General features: G+C 47.5%; 29 protein-coding genes and 2 tRNA genes. 19 read left to right on the top strand and 12 right to left on the bottom strand.

Annotated features, from left to right (window positions below):
- Positions 1 to 22: 22 nt before the first annotated feature.
- The 4 genes from ACA108_13060 to ACA108_13075 form a co-directional block, all read right to left on the bottom strand.
- Positions 23 to 511 (bottom strand): DUF2829 domain-containing protein, encoded by a 489-nt coding sequence (locus tag ACA108_13060; protein XEX94331.1) that lies wholly within the window; start codon positions 509 to 511, stop codon positions 23 to 25.
- A gap of 42 nt (positions 512 to 553) precedes the next feature.
- On the bottom strand, positions 554 to 742 hold the full coding sequence (locus tag ACA108_13065; protein ID XEX94332.1) for a hypothetical protein: 189 nt from the start codon (positions 740 to 742) through the stop codon (positions 554 to 556).
- 77 nt (positions 743 to 819) lie between these two features.
- Entirely contained in the window at positions 820 to 1,245 is a 426-nt protein-coding gene (locus ACA108_13070) for a lysozyme (GenBank protein XEX94333.1), read from the bottom strand.
- Positions 1,229 to 1,555, bottom strand: a complete 327-nt coding sequence (locus ACA108_13075; protein ID XEX94334.1) for a hypothetical protein — start codon at positions 1,553 to 1,555, stop codon at positions 1,229 to 1,231. The genes ACA108_13070 and ACA108_13075 overlap by 17 nt, the downstream gene beginning before the upstream one ends.
- A gap of 182 nt (positions 1,556 to 1,737) precedes the next feature.
- Between ACA108_13075 and ACA108_13080 the strand changes: the two genes are divergently transcribed.
- Both ACA108_13080 and ACA108_13085 read left to right on the top strand, forming a co-directional pair.
- Positions 1,738 to 1,920, top strand: a complete 183-nt coding sequence (locus tag ACA108_13080; GenBank protein XEX94335.1) for a type II toxin-antitoxin system HicA family toxin — start codon at positions 1,738 to 1,740, stop codon at positions 1,918 to 1,920.
- 56 nt (positions 1,921 to 1,976) lie between these two features.
- Entirely contained in the window at positions 1,977 to 2,390 is a 414-nt protein-coding gene (locus ACA108_13085; protein XEX94336.1) for a type II toxin-antitoxin system HicB family antitoxin, read from the top strand.
- Positions 2,391 to 2,569: 179 nt separating this feature from the next.
- Here ACA108_13085 and ACA108_13090 read toward each other — a convergent pair.
- From ACA108_13090 to ACA108_13100, 3 genes are all read right to left on the bottom strand, one after another.
- A tRNA-Gly gene (locus ACA108_13090) sits at positions 2,570 to 2,644 on the bottom strand.
- A 3-nt stretch (positions 2,645 to 2,647) separates the two neighbouring features.
- Positions 2,648 to 2,724 (bottom strand) — tRNA-Ile (locus ACA108_13095).
- Positions 2,725 to 2,895: 171 nt separating this feature from the next.
- Positions 2,896 to 3,141 (bottom strand): DUF333 domain-containing protein, encoded by a 246-nt coding sequence (locus tag ACA108_13100; protein ID XEX94337.1) that lies wholly within the window; start codon positions 3,139 to 3,141, stop codon positions 2,896 to 2,898.
- A gap of 204 nt (positions 3,142 to 3,345) precedes the next feature.
- Between ACA108_13100 and ACA108_13105 the strand changes: the two genes are divergently transcribed.
- From ACA108_13105 to ACA108_13115, 3 genes are read left to right on the top strand one after another with little or no spacing between them, the layout of a single operon-like run.
- Entirely contained in the window at positions 3,346 to 4,434 is a 1,089-nt protein-coding gene (locus ACA108_13105) for a hypothetical protein (GenBank protein ID XEX94338.1), read from the top strand.
- Positions 4,431 to 4,859: a hypothetical protein gene (locus ACA108_13110; GenBank protein XEX94339.1), complete on the top strand. Its 429-nt coding sequence runs from the start codon at positions 4,431 to 4,433 to the stop codon at positions 4,857 to 4,859. Before ACA108_13105 ends, ACA108_13110 begins: the two co-directional genes overlap by 4 nt.
- Positions 4,852 to 5,490 carry a hypothetical protein gene (locus tag ACA108_13115; GenBank protein ID XEX94340.1) on the top strand — a complete coding sequence of 213 codons (639 nt, stop codon included), beginning with the start codon at positions 4,852 to 4,854 and terminating at the stop codon, positions 5,488 to 5,490. The genes ACA108_13110 and ACA108_13115 overlap by 8 nt, the downstream gene beginning before the upstream one ends.
- Here ACA108_13115 and ACA108_13120 read toward each other — a convergent pair.
- The 5 genes from ACA108_13120 to ACA108_13140 all read right to left on the bottom strand — a co-directional run bounded on the left by ACA108_13120 (position 5,479) and on the right by ACA108_13140 (position 9,382).
- Complete coding sequence (locus ACA108_13120; GenBank protein XEX94341.1) at positions 5,479 to 5,826, bottom strand: antiterminator Q family protein; 348 nt, start codon at positions 5,824 to 5,826, stop codon at positions 5,479 to 5,481. The genes ACA108_13115 and ACA108_13120 overlap by 12 nt on opposite strands.
- 72 nt (positions 5,827 to 5,898) lie before the next feature.
- The gene (locus ACA108_13125) at positions 5,899 to 6,870 is read right to left on the bottom strand and encodes a toprim domain-containing protein (protein XEX94342.1); all 972 of its coding nucleotides are present in this window, start codon (positions 6,868 to 6,870) and stop codon (positions 5,899 to 5,901) included.
- Complete coding sequence (locus tag ACA108_13130) at positions 6,867 to 8,450, bottom strand: DEAD/DEAH box helicase (GenBank protein XEX98102.1); 1,584 nt, start codon at positions 8,448 to 8,450, stop codon at positions 6,867 to 6,869. Before ACA108_13130 ends, ACA108_13125 begins: the two co-directional genes overlap by 4 nt.
- A 415-nt stretch (positions 8,451 to 8,865) precedes the next feature.
- Positions 8,866 to 9,147, bottom strand: a complete 282-nt coding sequence (locus tag ACA108_13135; GenBank protein ID XEX94343.1) for a hypothetical protein — start codon at positions 9,145 to 9,147, stop codon at positions 8,866 to 8,868.
- Positions 9,137 to 9,382 carry a transcriptional regulator gene (locus tag ACA108_13140; protein ID XEX94344.1) on the bottom strand — a complete coding sequence of 82 codons (246 nt, stop codon included), beginning with the start codon at positions 9,380 to 9,382 and terminating at the stop codon, positions 9,137 to 9,139. The genes ACA108_13135 and ACA108_13140 overlap by 11 nt, the downstream gene beginning before the upstream one ends.
- A gap of 119 nt (positions 9,383 to 9,501) precedes the next feature.
- On the opposite strand from ACA108_13140, the gene ACA108_13145 reads away from it, so the two are divergent.
- The 14 genes from ACA108_13145 (at position 9,502) to ACA108_13210 (ending at position 15,410) form a co-directional block, all read left to right on the top strand.
- Complete coding sequence (locus ACA108_13145) at positions 9,502 to 10,221, top strand: helix-turn-helix transcriptional regulator (GenBank protein ID XEX94345.1); 720 nt, start codon at positions 9,502 to 9,504, stop codon at positions 10,219 to 10,221.
- Positions 10,222 to 10,394: 173 nt separating this feature from the next.
- Positions 10,395 to 10,607: a hypothetical protein gene (locus ACA108_13150; protein XEX94346.1), complete on the top strand. Its 213-nt coding sequence runs from the start codon at positions 10,395 to 10,397 to the stop codon at positions 10,605 to 10,607.
- Between the two features lie 399 nt (positions 10,608 to 11,006).
- A complete protein-coding gene (locus ACA108_13155; protein ID XEX94347.1) occupies positions 11,007 to 11,201 on the top strand; it encodes a hypothetical protein in 195 nt (64 codons plus the stop codon).
- Positions 11,198 to 11,551 (top strand): hypothetical protein, encoded by a 354-nt coding sequence (locus ACA108_13160; protein ID XEX94348.1) that lies wholly within the window; start codon positions 11,198 to 11,200, stop codon positions 11,549 to 11,551. Before ACA108_13155 ends, ACA108_13160 begins: the two co-directional genes overlap by 4 nt.
- Positions 11,541 to 11,765 (top strand): hypothetical protein, encoded by a 225-nt coding sequence (locus tag ACA108_13165; protein ID XEX94349.1) that lies wholly within the window; start codon positions 11,541 to 11,543, stop codon positions 11,763 to 11,765. The genes ACA108_13160 and ACA108_13165 overlap by 11 nt, the downstream gene beginning before the upstream one ends.
- 3 nt (positions 11,766 to 11,768) lie before the next feature.
- Entirely contained in the window at positions 11,769 to 12,152 is a 384-nt protein-coding gene (locus tag ACA108_13170; GenBank protein XEX94350.1) for a hypothetical protein, read from the top strand.
- A 9-nt stretch (positions 12,153 to 12,161) separates the two neighbouring features.
- Positions 12,162 to 12,443 (top strand): hypothetical protein, encoded by a 282-nt coding sequence (locus ACA108_13175; GenBank protein XEX94351.1) that lies wholly within the window; start codon positions 12,162 to 12,164, stop codon positions 12,441 to 12,443.
- Positions 12,440 to 13,195, top strand: a complete 756-nt coding sequence (locus ACA108_13180; protein ID XEX94352.1) for an ORF6N domain-containing protein — start codon at positions 12,440 to 12,442, stop codon at positions 13,193 to 13,195. Before ACA108_13175 ends, ACA108_13180 begins: the two co-directional genes overlap by 4 nt.
- Positions 13,192 to 13,773, top strand: coding sequence for a hypothetical protein (locus ACA108_13185; GenBank protein XEX94353.1), 582 nt, complete (start codon positions 13,192 to 13,194; stop codon positions 13,771 to 13,773). The genes ACA108_13180 and ACA108_13185 overlap by 4 nt, the downstream gene beginning before the upstream one ends.
- Positions 13,774 to 13,878: 105 nt before the next feature.
- Positions 13,879 to 14,103, top strand: a complete 225-nt coding sequence (locus ACA108_13190) for a hypothetical protein (GenBank protein ID XEX94354.1) — start codon at positions 13,879 to 13,881, stop codon at positions 14,101 to 14,103.
- Positions 14,100 to 14,462, top strand: a complete 363-nt coding sequence (locus ACA108_13195) for a hypothetical protein (protein XEX94355.1) — start codon at positions 14,100 to 14,102, stop codon at positions 14,460 to 14,462. The genes ACA108_13190 and ACA108_13195 overlap by 4 nt, the downstream gene beginning before the upstream one ends.
- On the top strand, positions 14,449 to 14,937 hold the full coding sequence (locus ACA108_13200) for a hypothetical protein (protein XEX94356.1): 489 nt from the start codon (positions 14,449 to 14,451) through the stop codon (positions 14,935 to 14,937). The genes ACA108_13195 and ACA108_13200 overlap by 14 nt, the downstream gene beginning before the upstream one ends.
- The gene (locus ACA108_13205) at positions 14,930 to 15,166 is read left to right on the top strand and encodes a hypothetical protein (protein ID XEX94357.1); all 237 of its coding nucleotides are present in this window, start codon (positions 14,930 to 14,932) and stop codon (positions 15,164 to 15,166) included. Before ACA108_13200 ends, ACA108_13205 begins: the two co-directional genes overlap by 8 nt.
- 7 nt (positions 15,167 to 15,173) lie before the next feature.
- Positions 15,174 to 15,410: an excisionase family protein gene (locus tag ACA108_13210; GenBank protein ID XEX94358.1), complete on the top strand. Its 237-nt coding sequence runs from the start codon at positions 15,174 to 15,176 to the stop codon at positions 15,408 to 15,410.
- The last annotated feature ends 24 nt before the right edge of the window (positions 15,411 to 15,434 follow it).

The raw sequence follows: 15,434 nt of genomic DNA on the forward strand, positions 1-15,434 counted from the left end.
TCGCAATGACGCTCTGAAGTGGTTACTCGATGATCTGCCAGTCTTCCGCCAGTACATCAGTCTGGCTCGCCAACCAAGGAACAAAGCAATCGTCTGCTGTCTTCATTCCAATCCACGGCAACAGTCCGTTATCCAGCCCTCCAATGGTATAATGCAGCTGATCTGCTCTGGCACCACCACTGCGAGGAGAGAGCACGAGATCTAGCCACATGCCCTTCCCGTTCCAGCCAGCGCGAGCAACACGCTTACCGGATTTAAGCGCTTCAATCGCCAACCCGAAATTCAGACCAGCAATAGGGCGGTATGCCTTATCGAAAACTTCTTTCGGGCTCCAGCTGACGTAACCTGCATAGGCATCAGTATTAGGTTTTCCGCCGTCCAGATACTCAACCAGATAGCCATCATCTGAGCCATTCTCATCGGGTGGAAGCTGCCAGCCACGCAGGGTGTTGTATTCCTGTCGAGTCATCGAAACTGCGTTAATGAGTTTTACGCCAATGTGTTTTTGCATTGTTGGGCCTTATTGAAATTGATGAAATATACTCTGGAGTGGTTACTTAATCGCTGCGCGGACAAGAGCATCCTTCGCTTCAAGCAACTTACGTAATCCAACAGATTTTTCCGGTCCGTCAGGCAATGCCTCGTCCATTTGCCGGGCTAGATCACCAAGTGGCTTGCTGACCGCCTGAAGGTGTTCTGGTAAATGCTCGTATGCGAAATATTTGATAATTGGCGTAGCCATTACTTGCTCCTTAGATATAAAAAAGCCCCGCGTTTGCGAGGCCGTTAAAGTTATAGGTTGGCTGCCACTGCCCAAAATCATGACAGAAACAGCGTTTTTTCATCGACGCGACGGTTATACAACCCCTGAACAAAAACATCGTTGTCATACACCCAGCGGGTGAACTGGTCGGCTGCGCCGCGATAATCACCAGCGTTAAGCTTTTTCAGCAGCGTCGAGCTGGTAAAGGCGCTCTCGCCCACGTTGAACACAAAATCAGCCAGCGCATCGAACTGGTTCTGATTCAGATCAACGTTGACGCTTTCGTTAATGCAGCTCTCAACCGGGGCCAGGTCCTGCTCAAGGAACTCATCAGCTTGCGCCTGAGTGATTGCTTGTCCCTTCTGCACGCCTTTCGTGTGTCCGTAACCGATAGTCCAGACTCCGCCACCGTCCTTGTATGCCTTGAGCTTGCAGCCCTCATGAACACTAATAAATTGCCTGCCGTTATCGCTTGTTTTCATCACTCTTCCTTTCTATGCGGTCCGTGAACATTTTTTCGAATATCGTCAATATTTTTATTCCCATCCACGCCGATAAACCGCAAGCAATTGAAACACCATATATCTGCCAGCCAAGACGTATGGCCAGCATCAGCATGATGCTACTTGCGAAGATGGAAATAATTATCTGACCAATGGTGAACAGAATGCTTATCGGCTTGCCGCTCATCCAGTTTTGAAACACCCGCGCCAGCGTACCGAGCAATGTGAATAACAGAATGATGAGGTAGCCTAACCCGGTGTCTTCCGGGATTTCGACTGGATGAGGCATTTTGTGGCCTGCTTTAAATGGATAACGTAAAAAAGCCCGCCGATGATGGCAGGCTCAAATTGCAGATATGAAAAAGTCCCACCGAAGTGAGCTCATAAAAGTGTGTATCACACACACAAAAACTTGCATCAACCAATAATCGTGTGTATAGTGTGTATATCAGTTGGCGAGACGGAGGACGCTTGAAGAGTTCGGAGCTGATAAAGCTGTTAGAGGAAAATGGCTGGACGCTGGAAAGAGTAAAAGGTAGTCACCACACTTTCAAAAATCCAGACAATCCAAACCTTGTAACAGTGCCCCACCCCAGCAAAGAGATTAAACCGGGAACGCTCCGGCAAATACTCAAGAAAGCAGGACTTAAGTAAACAAGGAAGCGCCCTCCGGGGCGTACCTTTATAACCAATACCACGGGGAGTTAAAAATGCATTACCCAGCATTTATAGAAATTGGTGAAGACGGTTCCGCCAGCGGCTGGTTCCCTGATGTCGATGGCTGCATTTTTGCCGGTGATACTATCGAAGAAACCATTGCTGATGCTCATGGCGCCATAGATGCGCATTTTGAGGCGTTGGCTGAGCATGGCATGGAAATACCGAAGCCCCGCTCAATGCAGGAACATATAGTTGACAACGTTACCGAGTATGTCGGCGGCCAGTGGGTTTTAATCCATATCAATATGGATAAGTTTGATGGCCGTGCCGAGCGAATTAACATCACGATGCCGCATCGATTAATACACCAAATCGACGATGCAGTGAAAGGCCACCCGCAATACGGTAGCAGAAGTGCTTTTATCGCAGCTGCAACGCGCAACGAATTGCACAGAGTCAGGTGATAACCGCCAGAAACACAAAACCCGCCTTTTGGGCGGGTTAAGCATCACATTCGACTGAGCGCTGGAGGCTGTGGCCGTTAAGGGTCGATAGTGCGTATCAACTATTAATCAGCGCTCATGCGAATGTGCTTTCCAGCCACTCCGGGCAACCCCTTCTTCGCAGGCTGAAAAGCGTTAACTGGAGCGGTCAGCGGGAATCGAACCCGCATCATCAGCTTGGAAGGCTGAGGTAATAGCCATTATACGATTACCGCAACTGGCGGCCCTTGCTGGAATTGAACCAGCGTCCGAACGATTATGAGTCGCGCGCTCTAACCAACTGAGCTAAAGGGCCGTGGCTGAAAAGTATGTGTAATGATAAACCATGTAAATAATATGATTTTTGCTGAATGTAACCGCACATCAAATAAGCACATCACCCAGCAAGCCACCCCGGGTTTATTTGATTGGCAATGCGCTTATTTCATGAGGCAGCAAAAAACTCGATGGTAATTAAATATTTTAATTATTTCGAAATGGTTTCATGCGAATTATCACGACGAAAAAGCGCCCACTCCTCAATCCGCTCACCTGACGGAAGAGAACAGTAACCAACCTCTCCTTCTGGATTTTTAACGATTTCAAGCTTACCGCCCTGTTTAACGCAGTATTCAGAAGCTGGGTTTGCCCTTCCGATCGGTTTGCTTTGCTCAGCATTTGCAGAGCATCCAACAACCGTAAGCGCGATTGATGCCATAACCAATTTCTTCATAAGTGCCTCCTCGATTTGGAGGGGTAGAGCCTAACGGGGAGAAGAGGTTAACGCAAAACAGAAATGTTTATTTTTGAGTATAAGTGCTGTGTCGTAGTGACCACTCTTAACAGGTTACGATACTTTTTGCGTACGCGTTAGCGATTTTGTAAACTTAGTTAGTATAAGGCTTTGGCCAAAATGAATATCTTTAAGGAAGAGTTAATGCTTGAGCAAACGGTCAGAAACATCAATTCAAGGTTTGGCTGGAGAAATACAAGAAAGTTACTCGGCTCGTCTTTGGGCATTACAGCAAATGGTTTAGATCCATTTATTGAACGTATGAACCACGCTGTACGGCAAGATTCAGCATTGAAACAAGTGATTGATGATTTCTGGAAAGGACTAGTCTTCAGCGGTACAAGATTACTGACTATGTACCGACTTGAGGACAGCGATGTTGCAAAAATTCAGTCAGCTTTTTCCTTGTTAAAAAAGGACGAGAGCAGCTTTCTTAAAGCATATCCGGCGCCTCTTTCAAACGAAGAACTTTTGGCTGCGGATGCAGACTTACATTTTGCTGAATTAAAGCTCGATATCATTAATGAAAATCAAATTGAAACTGCAATTCTGGTTTCTAAAGCTTATTACACTGAGGTTATTGAACTTGATCAAACTCATCTTAGCGATGCTGGGATGGAGCTGCGCGCCAGTGGTGGAGAGATAAAATGTAAGACCCGGCAAGTAACACAATGTTTTAACAGTATAATGCTCCTTCCATCCGAAAAGCTACTTATACAATCAGTGGATTTGTCTGTTCTACCTCGCTCAGAATCCCAATACCAGCAGCATTTAGTGCAAAAATTTGTAAAGGAGCATGCTGGTATAAGTTTGAACAAACCCATCGAACTTTTTGGATCTATTCAGGATTTATACGAAAAGATTGATGGCCGAGTTTCTCACGTTTCGTTCATTACAGCTGATGGCAACACAAGCTCATTAAAGCTAAAGCCCAGCCAGCAATGTTTGCGCCGTGATAGTTATCACCATGGGGGTGAAGCCGCCAGCCCGATTCTGACAAAGTTTAAGTTGGGTAAGATTTGGGATCTTAAGCAAAGCGCTTCACAAATTTTGTCTGTCGAGCTAACATTACCCGGCAAGCGTACAATGCTTGACAACCCAAAACAGCGGTTGTACGAAGCTATCGCCAGCAACTGCAACAATATTGAATCTATGGTTTTTATTGTTAATAGAATTCTGGAATCGGTTAAATCTTGTGAAGCTAAAAAGGCAAAGCAAGCAGGAATAAAATGAAAAAAATAGAAATGTGTGACATTTTTAGGCAGATCGAACAGGACTTTAAAGATCCGGCTCGTTATGTTTGTCGCACGCTTCTTATATTTTTAACTAGTAAAAATGCTCGAAAAATAAAGCATTTCACATATAAAACATTAATTAATGGCACTGGGCTAGATATAACCACCCCTGAAGATTATGTGCTTTTAATTAAGGCCACAGATTATTTTTCAAGTTATAGAGCTCATCTTTTAAACATGCACATTCAGTATATTGATGATACTTTGGAAGAACCGCTGGTTGTAGATGATGACTTGATTTCACATGCCTTAGATACTGGAAAATTTTACCACCCCGAAACTGGTAAATTGGTCGATAATTTTAACCAATATCTTTTCCCCTATTTCACTCCGTCCGATTTTTTGGAATCTCTCCATGATTGATCAAGATCTCAGCCTAGCTGATATTGAATCATTAATGAGATTCGATTCAGATTTACGTGGAATGGTCCAACGAAAACTTGCAGCCACAAAAGAAATCTTTGTTAATCAGTTATATATTGATATAGATGATGCCATTCAGGATTTAGAAAACAATAAGCATTTCTATCAAGATGTGAAATGGGGTGAGGACGAGCTAACTTCTTGTATCATAACCTTTTTAAAAGGTCGCCTATACGATGCTGAGCATGATACTCAACATGGTGGCCACGTTGATATTTTAGTTAAACATCAACGTGGCAAATTCGAATGGATAGGTGAAGCTAAGCTCTGGGATGGTCCAAAATATATTCATGATGGATGGATACAGCTTACTGAGCGATATGGTACAGGTACGTGTCGAGATGACCACGGCGGAATGTTGATTTATATTAAAGCGGATAAATCATCGATTAAATTTAACGCTTGGCAAAATTATTTCTCTGCAAATGTTCAAGGTGTAGAACTAGAGCCAGAGACTATTCCGCTTCGTTTTAAGTCAGTATCTAAACACCCCGCAACAGAGCTGCCATACTATGTCAGACATATGGGGGTGTCCTTGTATCATTACACAGGTAAAAAATCAAAGCGGTAGCATTGCAAGACATCCATCAATAAATCCTAGCGCAGTTTGTAATTCCTTCCTGATCGTCCCGTCTGAGCACTTCCGCTTCTTCGCAATAGAACGTAATGAGATGCCGATAACAAAGTGAGCGATGACGAGTTCATGCTCCTCGGGCCTGTATTTCCTCAAACGCGCCACGCAGCCGTCAATCATGATCCCTTCGTCGTCCGTGCATTGTGGGCGAGATTTCTTACCATGCGGGATTAAGCCCTTAAAGCCAGCAGCAATGGGTTGCCAGTCAACACCACTATTATCAGAAGCTGCCCATGCGCCCCAGCGGTCTAATACTTCGTACATGTCACGCATTGCAGTTATCTCCCAACCTATAAGTAATAGCCAGTCCCTGCGGGCTGAAGTGTTTCAAAGATGCTTCAAGTTTCATGCTGCCGCCTTTTTCATGAAATTCATCTCACGTACCTGGTCACCGTTAATGATGAGGTCGTTAAAATCTCCATTATCAGGCCAGCGGATCGTTACCTTCTCAATGTCGTTTTTTGCCAGCAAATTTGCGTGGGCACATTCAAATGCAGCTGCATGCCCCGTTGCAGAGTTTTTATCCATATCCGCAAAAATTACGAGATGCTTAACACCCGCAGGTGCCCGGAATTTCTTCATGAAGCCGCTGTTCAACGTCGCCCAGGTGTTAACGTGGTAAATCTGGTGGGCAGATAAGGCCGTTTCGATACCTTCAGCAATACCCATCGTGGAGGCGATCGGGAACATGCGTACAGCTACGGACTGTGCATGATCGAGATAGGTTTGCTCCTGCAGTGAGCGGAGGAGTTTATTACCTTCAATTTTGCCCAGGGACGCTTTTTTATCGCCATCGAGTAACGTGCGGTGCAGATAGCAGAGCTCGCCTTTGTTGTCCGTCGCGAGCGAATATAGCGACTGGAACACATGGCCCTGATAACGCTCCTTGTCACAAAAACGCACGGCTTCGGTTGGCAATTTGGTGATCCCACGGTTGAAAAGATACCGGGCGGCTGATGTTCCGCGCAGGCCCACCAGCTTAGAGAATTTACTGATAACACGCTGCCGCAGGCTGGACGCGGTAGTGTTCATCGGCACAACGCGGTGCTGATAGTCATTGCCTAATAGCTCATCTATTTCACGGCACAGCACGCCATAAGGCTTACCCTGTGTTTTGACCAGCAGCGTCATACCATCACCGCTTCCGCACTTACAAATCCAGGAGCCGGTGCCTTCGTGGTCGTCACTGCGATATTTACCGCGTGACCCACAAACTGGGCATTCTCCTTTGAAGTGATTTTTCCCGGTTACTGGTGGCAGGCCATAGTGCTCGAATATTACAGGCCAGTGCCCCTTCGCTGCTTCAACGGTTTTCATGCTCTTTCCCCCTGGCTTTCTCGCATAACTTTTAATTGCTTCTGAGCGTTAATAATTTGGCTGGTAGTGGAAGGCGTAATGCCTGAATGAACGCCTTTCTGCTCTGCTGGTTCACTCTTCTGCTTAGCTTTGGCAAATGCGATCTGCTTATGCTTTATGAAATTGCTGACTTCCGGGGTGATCTCCATCGGGAACGGGCTCAAGCCGTTTGGCCAGGCTCCAAACTTTTCCTTGAAGGTGTTGGCACACCATCCATCACTGATCGGCTTGCTCGTTAACAGCCGCATGTTTTGGTAAAATTTAATCTGGCTCCACCAGGCTTGTTTCTGAGTTTTGGTATAAGAAACCTCACCCTTACCGAGCTTTTTGATTTTCCGCTGCGTATCCGTTTCCACGTCCTCGCCTACCAGCGGCTTGAAACCACATTTAGGGCAGACGTAGACGCCCGCCGGTTTCATGTAGTGGCACTCAGAGCACTCTTTAGGAAGCTTCTCCTCTCGCTCTTCTGCATCGCGTGCTGCAGCGTCTTTCATGCCGTCGCTAGTGCTGCGTAGCTCGTCGTACTCAATCGCGTCAGGGAAGCCGAGACGGTGCACCGTGCCGCTATGATCGAAGATGAGACATGTTTCTTTGCCAGGTGCTTTTCGCAAGCCTCGCCCTAGCGCCTGTAACCAGCGGATTTCGCTTTTAGTCGGTCGGGCATAGATAACGCAGCGCACATCACTATCGAAGCCAGCCACCAGCACGCCAACGCTCACAATGATTTTTGTTGCTCCACTTTCGAAGCGGTGAATAATCAGCTGCCGCTCATCGTGTGGGGTATCAGCTGTCATTACCTCAGCATTAACGCCTGCCTGGTTAAACTGAATGGTCACGAAGTTGGCATGGTTCACATTCACGCAAAATGCGACTGTTGGCAGGTCCCTGCCGTTCTCCAGCCAGTTACCAACGATGTCACCCACCAGATCCGAACCACACATGATTTCGGCCAGCTGGGTTTCGTTGTAGTCGCGCCCAAATTCAACGGTGTTTTTTGTTTTAACGCCGGACAGATCTGGTTTTGTAGGCGCGTAAAACTCATAGCCGCTCAGGTCGCCGCGCTGGATCAGTTCAGCAATAGTCGTAGGTTTAATCAGGCGTTCGTAGTAACTGCCCAGGAACGGAGAGAACGGCGTTCCCGACAGGCCAATAACTTTCACGCCCGTATTAGTCGTAAGGTATTTGATTGATTCCAGGATGCTTTTGCGGCGCAGGTGCGCTTCATCAATGATTAACAGGTCGATATTGTCCGGGAAGTTACGGCGGATCAGCGTGTCGGCGCTGGCGATCTGAATCTGAAGTTTTGGGTCCTGGTTCGGATGGTCACGCCAGATGAAGCTGATCTGTTCTTCCGGTAGGCCGTATTCGGTGAAGCGCTGTGCCGTCTGATTTAACAGGATCGTATACGGTGCCACAAACAGCACTCGCATCCCGCGACTAACAAAACCATCAGCGATAAATGCGGCCAGGCCAGTTTTACCGCTGCCCGTTGGTGCATAGACCATAAACGAGTTATAGGCTTTCCAGTCACGGCGCAGCATGTTCAGTGCGCGCTCCTGAGCAAAGTTAGGCGTGATGCTTAGCATTGAGCAGCCTCCCGGGTAATGCGATAATAAATACGTGATGTGGTTTTCAAAGACTCCTCCTCACATGGCTGGTTGACCTCCCGCAAGGCAACCAGCCGCCTTTCAATCTTTCATCTCCCTGCAATAAAACTTTTCCAGAGAAATGCCCTAATTTGCTTTGATACTGCTAGCCGTCTAAACGGCTGTGCCGCATTTTGAAAGACCACAACCAATACAGTGATCTACTTAAACTAAGTGCTACCTTCCTGGAAAAGCGCTATTCCTGCCCCCACACCCAACTCCCCCCTTACCCCCCTCTTCCCTCTCCCCCATCAAAAGAGATATTTAGCCGTCCAGACACCTTTAAGTCCTTCCGCTATCAAGGGGGTCATTACTGACCAATTGAAGGGGGTTTCTCTGTGTACCCCTGCAATGCTCTTGCATGTGTATCTGCGAAGAGTCGAAGCCTGGTGTTTGCTTCGTGTCTTGCCTTGTTCTCCTTCCGGTAACTCACCAGCTCTTCTTCCATCGTGAGCAGGTAAACATCTGCATATCTGGTTATTGCTTTTTGCCGCACCGACGGAGACAACCTCAACAACTGCTCCTGAATCCACTCCGCATCTGCTAGGCTGAATGCTTCAGGCATCACTGTGCTGCGGTAGTCAGGAGGCATTGGCCCCGCCTCGCGAGTTGGGGAAAGTATCTGGATAAAGATCTTCTTTGCTAAGACCAGTAACCTCTATGACCTCCCTCATCCATCGCAGAGGGAGTTTCCCCCCCCGTTTTTTAGTCTGAGTAATAGCTTGCGCCGAGAGGCCTAAGAGCTCCGCTAAAACCTTTTGCTTACCACCAACTGCGAAAACTGCTTTTTCCAGCGGGGTGGCGATATGTAGTTTGTCTTTCAACATAATTCACACCAAATGAACTTAATTCACCGCATGTTAATTCATGAGCAAAATAAAATCAACATTATGTATATTGAATAAATAAACATTTTGTGTATGATGAGGGAAAACTTGGAGGGCTTATGGACACAATGAGAGAACGCCTTGAATTCATTATGAATTCTGAGAATTTACGGCAAAAAGAATTAGCAGAGTTAACTGACTCATCACCACAAAGCGTCAACAATTGGATGAAGAGAAATGCAATTAGCCGTTTTGCAGCACAGGCCATTAGTGAAAAGTTGGGATATTCACTGAGTTGGATTCTAACTGGCACTGGTACCCCAAGATCACACTTATCGCTACCTTCCAAGGAGTCCAGTATTGCCCCAGAATCCGAGTGGGGTACTGTCGATGTTTGGGACAGCTCTACACCAATCAATGATGACGAGGTGGAGGTGCCGTTTTTAAAAGATATAGAGTTTGCATGCGGAGATGGAAGTATGGCAGAGGAGGATTACAACGGTTTTAAAATTCGCTTTTCAAAATCTACTCTTCGCAGGGTTGGAGCTAGGTCTGATGGTTCAGGGGTATTGTGCTTCCCAGCACGGGGCAACAGTATGGAACCTTTGATACCTGACGGGGCTACAGTCGCAATCAACTGCGATGATAAAAGAATAGTTGATGGGAAGGTTTACGCTGTCAATCAAGATGGTTGGAAGAGATTGAAAATGCTTTATCGTATTGGCCCAGACCGTGTGAGCTTAAGAAGTTACAACAGTGAGGAGCATCCACCCGAAGACCATCCATTGTCAGAAGTAGAAATTGTTGGTCGTATGTTCTGGACCAGTGTCCTCTGGTGAGAAAAGTAAACATGAATTTGTTTTAACCCGGCTTATGCCGGGTTTTTTATAAACTAAATAAACAGTAAAATCATCATTTTGTGAGATAAATAATAAAAATAATACACATTATATTGAAAATTAAGTTCACATGATGTTTAATCATCTCACCGGCAAACAATGGAGCCAATGAGATGAACCAAGTAACGAAGCAGGTATTGGAAAGCCACACCCTCAGGCAAACATGTCACCAGGTCGATGAGGTGATTAAATGTCTCTCTCTAGTTCAACATTCAGAGGTGAACGAAAATGTCGCAGCTGTAATTCTTTTATGCAAAAGGACTCTTGCCCATGCGGTGGATGAACTAAACGAGATGTTTGGTGCTGACTGGCCGGAGAATAAATAACCATGGATAAACTCAACATTAATGAGCATGTCATTTCTAACTGGAACGCAAATATACATTGTTGCTCCGAATCATTATGGATTGCACTCGAAAGATTGACGAGCGAAGAAAATGAAAGAGAGCATGCGCTGATCACCTTAGTCGTAAACACTCTAGAAACCATAAATATAGAAATAGAAGAAACGCAATCAAATAACACACGATAAGAAACAAAAGAATAAACAATCAAATTTAATTACGGCTTAATTGCTGGGGATATCCACATTCTAAGTTCACTGGAGGTTTAGCTATGAGTTTCATCAAAGATAAATCAGCCTATAAAACAGCGCTTCTTTACATGGCGAACGGTCAGGAAGTGATTGCTCAGTTATACCTACGAAAAGCATATGGGGCGTAGTTATGAAGAATGCAAAGCTTGTCGATGTACTAACCGCCTCTAATCGTGGGCGTCAATTGAATGCTCTCCTACAGAACATCTTTGAAAGGGGAACTGATGGGTGTGAAAAGGATGATGAATTAATCGGCCTGGCTTATGACATCAGCGGAAAGATTTCTGTATTCCTTGACGACCTCGAGAGGGAAGAAAATAAATGACAGGTTTAATTGAAACACGCCGTCGCCGTATCGTTATTGCCAAGCTGAATTCGATGGAACGTAAAACCGGTAGCCATTTCGCCCTGGTGAAGTTACCGAACGATGAAGTAACGACCATTGAGCTAACCGAAGAAATATTAACAAAAGCGCTAATAAAAATATTCGAAGCGATGGTGTATGACTCAAATAAACGAGAGGAAGCCGAGCGATATATATCTGAGCACTACAGCGCATGCATGGCTAACAAATTAAATAAGCTCTCACCGCTGGGCATGGAATTTATGAACGCGGTGATAGCGAATTTAGCAGAACAGGCTTTTGAGCATAAAGGGGGAAGCAATGGTAACTGAGCAACGAACAATTAACTATATGGGCGTGAATATACCTGCCCCGGTATTGCCCGTCGAACTGCACGTAATGCCAGATTTTACAGGTCGTGTCGTTGTTCACATTGAGAAAGGACGCGCCATTTGTGATCGCCCACTGCTGAAGAGCGAACACGTTAACACCCTAGATGGATTTTTAGAGCTGGCCCGCATGGCCGGATACAAAGTTGAGGAGTGAGAAATGACCACCAGCAAAACTAAAACAGGCATCGACGCAGCATTTAGCCGCCCTCTTCGCCCTGTGTACATCGTGACACGTCACGGCAACCGTAAACGCTGCCTCAGCCGTAGCGCGGCCCTGAACAACCTGGCGCACTACATGACAACCCACGCTTTCCACCTTGTTGGGGCAAAGACCCATCACCCGGATACACCAGTCGAGCGCGACGGAGTAACGGTTTATCAGCAGGGGCGCGAAACGTTGGTTTACACGTCGGCGCACCGCCGTTGTATTCGCCGCATTCGTCGCCTGCTGGCCCGTAAACGCGAGATCCAGCAGTGGCAGGAAAAGCACGACGCGCTTACCGAGCAGTACCGCGAATTTATGAAGACGAAACCGTTTTAAGGGGGAAGCGTGACTAACCAGGACAACGCAAACATTTTTTCTGTTGAGTCCGCTCACAAGGTGCCGAACGCGAAGCACCTGCGGCGGCAGTCGAAAATTTACAGCCCGGAAGAGTTTCTCGCTCTGCCAATGGTACAGGAGTTTATCAAAAACAATCCGAAACAGTATTTCGTTCATGAACAGACAGGCGGGCAGCTGATGGCACAGGAATTGGCTGAACTGTATTGCTCGGTTAATAACGGTAAAAAACTTAAGAAAGCGCTTCGCCGCTCCTTTGGAGATAAAGCATGAATACAGTAACCATCAACAATAAACAACTTCCGGCAGTCGAATATCGCGGTCAGCGCGTTGTGACGCTGGCGATGATTGATGAAGCCCATCAGCGCCCGGAAGGTACTGCACGAGCAGCATTCAATCGTAACCGCCTCCACTTCATTGAAGGCGCAGATTTTCTTGAACTGACTGCGGACGTAATACGTACGGAGTCAATTTCTAATGTTTTTGCCCCTCGCACCGCTAAAGGAATCATTCTATTCGAAACAGGTTACCTGATGCTGACTAAGCCTTTTAATGACGATCTTGCCTGGCAGGTTCAGCGCGAGCTGGTTAACAACTATTTCCGACACCAGCGACCGCAGCCACTGACTGAAATCGAGATGATCGCCGCTATGGCCGCCGATGCAGTCCGCCAGCAGAAACGGCTGAACCATGTCGAAGAGAAGATCGAGACTGTCACCGAAGCAGTGGAAAACATTAAGCGCGGCACCATGCGTGCCGGATATGTCGGTTACCGCCAGGTGGTCTCTAAAAGCGGTATGACAGATGCGAAATGCCGCAACCTGGTAAACGCCTACCAAATCCCTACTGATACGCATGAATTCATGACTCCTGACGGCTTACTGTCGCGCCGGGCAATAGTGGAACTTGAGCCATTCATGCAAGCATTCCACGAGATGATGTGCGAAGCGGAACCGCGCGGAACCCGCTGGTATCACCCGAAGATGGGGCTATTCCAGGCCATCGGATGGGAGGCGCAAGCATGATTTTCCCAACGGATATTCTCCGCGCCGCTCTGTGCTGCGTGGCTGACGAAAAAGAAGAGCGCACTTACCTACAGGGGGTATACATCACCCCGACCCATATTTTTGCCACTGATGGCCGGGCCGCCGTTCGCATGGAGCACGGCGCAGATACCGACATTGATGCTGTGTTTATGTTGAAGGGTGAAATACCTGCCAGCGCAGAAGGTACTCTGATCCACCTTTACGACGATGGCTGGATAGCGATCCATATGGATGAAAATTCGGAGCCGGTTGGATCTTGCGAGCTGGAAAAAATCGAATGCCGCTACCCGGACTTTGACAATCTGCTGCCATCTACCGCAGAGGCATGCGACGAACTACCAGCGTTTGCAGCTCGCCTTCTGGCACTACCGGCGAAAATGTTTAAAAGCGGTTTCGTACCAGTGAAGTTTAAGACCTATGGGAAGGGCCAGCTCTGCCAGTTATTACTCGATGCGGTGACCGATCACCTTTACGGAAATCCGTTTTTAATAATTATGCCGCTGCACGATAACGCTTTCGAACTCTGCGAAGAGGTGCTGAATGAAAAAGGTATCTGAACTTGTGCTGTTTACCCTCTTTTTCTCTGGCCTAGCAGGGTTGGGGCTAACGGCTGGTTTCTTCTGTTTTCTCGGCGTGACCAAACTAATAGCGAGGATGATGGCATGAAGATCGAACATACCGACAAAGGCGCGGTGGGTTACGTAACGCTAACCAGCACAATCTTCGAATTTCGCAAACATTGCCGGATCGCAGACGCCATTTTGTTTTCTGTTCCCGGCGTAGTGCGTGAATGCAGAGGCAAGTTTTTCATAAAAACACTCATTTCCGGCAGATCCCGCGAAGCAATACGGGCCTATCGGGTAGCGGTAAGGGAGAGTCAGCGATGAAAGCAGAAATTATTGATGTAAACAGCCTGGAGACTATCGCTGATTATCTTGAAGCGCTGGCGACAGCAGAGGAAGTAACTACCGGTATCAAGCTTCAGCTTCAGAAATTCGGCAAGGCAGACAAAGACTGGCACAACCGGGCAAGCCACTCACTTTCACAATGGCAAGGTCTACGCCGGGTGATCACTGCCCGCCTGGCCGTTCTTCGCCAGCGAGAGAAGGATCGCAATGTGCATATCCACCAGCAGCGTAACGATTATGTCATAGACGAACTGCGCCAGGTCATTCCGGCTTCTGTGTTCGGTGAATGTGTAGAGCGCGCTGATATGAAAATGAGGGCCTGCAATGTCGGAAACTAATATTTTTGAGTTGGCGCAGGTTATCAAATCTGCCGGCACCGATCCGAGTGACGTTACAGATGCCGTCTGGACTGCTGGCTATCGCAAGCCTGAACGTAATGCCGAGGAAGCTGTAAACCTGGCGCTGGATATCATTTGCGGCTTCGAAGGTGCGGATCTGCCATGGGAGGTGTGGCCTAAAAATTATACCGATATCCTGAAAGGTGAGCTGAATGATTTTGTAATCGAGGCCATTACGGCGGATGAAGCAACCGCCGCCAGCGCAGCGAAAGAGCTGATTGCAGAGGGTTATGTAAAGCAGCAAAACAACATGCGGGATACTCCCGCAGCTACTTACAAACTCGTTCCTAAGGAGCTTACTGATCCAATGGCTGAGGCTATAGCGTATCACGCTAATTGCTGCGGCGGTGTGGCCGCTGATGCATGGGAGGCGGCGCTTGCTGCTGCGCCAGCACCGGGAGGTAGCAATGTCTGAGTATGCCGACCTGAACGACGAGCTGGTGAAAGCCAGCGTCCAGATTGATGACGGTTGCGACCACACAAAGCGGCTGGTCTGGCAGATGAATGCCCGGCGGAATATGAGGAACGGCGTCAGTGTACCGATGCCACCAGCCCAGAAGGTGGTGGCCGCGAAGATCGAACCGAAGAGGAAGCCCCGGAAACGGGGTTATCGGGTGGAGCAAAAAGCGTTTGGCGCGGTGTGAGGTGGGTATGAGCAATGTAATTCAATTGGCCCCTAACGAGTGGGTTTGCGAAAGCGTTCTTATCGCGGTTACCGGGTTAAAGCCAGGAACCATCCTCCGTGCCAGGAAAGAGTGCTGGCTGGTTGGACGAGAATATATTCACGTCTCACCGGATGGAAACCCGAAGCCATCCAGCGAGTGTATGTACAACCGCAGGGCGGTAGACGCATGGGTTGCCTCACTCAAAAATAAACAACCAGGGTGATTTGATGCCATGAAAAAGGTAATC

Origin of the sequence: Dryocola sp. LX212, from assembly GCA_041504365.1 — a bacterium.
Taxonomy (GTDB): Bacteria; Pseudomonadota; Gammaproteobacteria; order Enterobacterales; family Enterobacteriaceae; genus Dryocola.

Bases quoted from the DNA above. Each gene is read 5' to 3' on its own strand.
- ACA108_13115 (XEX94340.1), top strand. From the start codon at position 4,852: ATGATTGATCAAGATCTCAGCCTAGCTGATATTGAATCATTAATGAGA.
- ACA108_13060 (XEX94331.1), bottom strand. From the start codon at position 511: ATGCAAAAACACATTGGCGTAAAACTCATTAACGCAGTTTCGATGACT.
- ACA108_13165 (XEX94349.1), top strand. From the start codon at position 11,541: ATGGTAACTGAGCAACGAACAATTAACTATATGGGCGTGAATATACCT.
- ACA108_13130 (XEX98102.1), bottom strand. From the start codon at position 8,450: ATGCTGCGCCGTGACTGGAAAGCCTATAACTCGTTTATGGTCTATGCA.
- ACA108_13135 (XEX94343.1), bottom strand. From the start codon at position 9,147: ATGCCTCCTGACTACCGCAGCACAGTGATGCCTGAAGCATTCAGCCTA.
- ACA108_13195 (XEX94355.1), top strand. From the start codon at position 14,100: ATGAAAGCAGAAATTATTGATGTAAACAGCCTGGAGACTATCGCTGAT.
- ACA108_13205 (XEX94357.1), top strand. From the start codon at position 14,930: ATGTCTGAGTATGCCGACCTGAACGACGAGCTGGTGAAAGCCAGCGTC.
- ACA108_13075 (XEX94334.1), bottom strand. From the start codon at position 1,555: ATGCCTCATCCAGTCGAAATCCCGGAAGACACCGGGTTAGGCTACCTC.
- ACA108_13200 (XEX94356.1), top strand. From the start codon at position 14,449: ATGTCGGAAACTAATATTTTTGAGTTGGCGCAGGTTATCAAATCTGCC.
- ACA108_13085 (XEX94336.1), top strand. From the start codon at position 1,977: ATGCATTACCCAGCATTTATAGAAATTGGTGAAGACGGTTCCGCCAGC.
- ACA108_13065 (XEX94332.1), bottom strand. From the start codon at position 742: ATGGCTACGCCAATTATCAAATATTTCGCATACGAGCATTTACCAGAA.
- ACA108_13100 (XEX94337.1), bottom strand. From the start codon at position 3,141: ATGAAGAAATTGGTTATGGCATCAATCGCGCTTACGGTTGTTGGATGC.
- ACA108_13070 (XEX94333.1), bottom strand. From the start codon at position 1,245: ATGAAAACAAGCGATAACGGCAGGCAATTTATTAGTGTTCATGAGGGC.
- ACA108_13185 (XEX94353.1), top strand. From the start codon at position 13,192: ATGATTTTCCCAACGGATATTCTCCGCGCCGCTCTGTGCTGCGTGGCT.
- ACA108_13125 (XEX94342.1), bottom strand. From the start codon at position 6,870: ATGAAAACCGTTGAAGCAGCGAAGGGGCACTGGCCTGTAATATTCGAG.
- ACA108_13120 (XEX94341.1), bottom strand. From the start codon at position 5,826: ATGCGTGACATGTACGAAGTATTAGACCGCTGGGGCGCATGGGCAGCT.
- ACA108_13110 (XEX94339.1), top strand. From the start codon at position 4,431: ATGAAAAAAATAGAAATGTGTGACATTTTTAGGCAGATCGAACAGGAC.
- ACA108_13190 (XEX94354.1), top strand. From the start codon at position 13,879: ATGAAGATCGAACATACCGACAAAGGCGCGGTGGGTTACGTAACGCTA.
- ACA108_13145 (XEX94345.1), top strand. From the start codon at position 9,502: ATGGACACAATGAGAGAACGCCTTGAATTCATTATGAATTCTGAGAAT.
- ACA108_13170 (XEX94350.1), top strand. From the start codon at position 11,769: ATGACCACCAGCAAAACTAAAACAGGCATCGACGCAGCATTTAGCCGC.
- ACA108_13210 (XEX94358.1), top strand. From the start codon at position 15,174: ATGAGCAATGTAATTCAATTGGCCCCTAACGAGTGGGTTTGCGAAAGC.
- ACA108_13150 (XEX94346.1), top strand. From the start codon at position 10,395: ATGAACCAAGTAACGAAGCAGGTATTGGAAAGCCACACCCTCAGGCAA.
- ACA108_13155 (XEX94347.1), top strand. From the start codon at position 11,007: ATGAAGAATGCAAAGCTTGTCGATGTACTAACCGCCTCTAATCGTGGG.
- ACA108_13140 (XEX94344.1), bottom strand. From the start codon at position 9,382: ATGTTGAAAGACAAACTACATATCGCCACCCCGCTGGAAAAAGCAGTT.
- ACA108_13105 (XEX94338.1), top strand. From the start codon at position 3,346: ATGCTTGAGCAAACGGTCAGAAACATCAATTCAAGGTTTGGCTGGAGA.
- ACA108_13160 (XEX94348.1), top strand. From the start codon at position 11,198: ATGACAGGTTTAATTGAAACACGCCGTCGCCGTATCGTTATTGCCAAG.
- ACA108_13180 (XEX94352.1), top strand. From the start codon at position 12,440: ATGAATACAGTAACCATCAACAATAAACAACTTCCGGCAGTCGAATAT.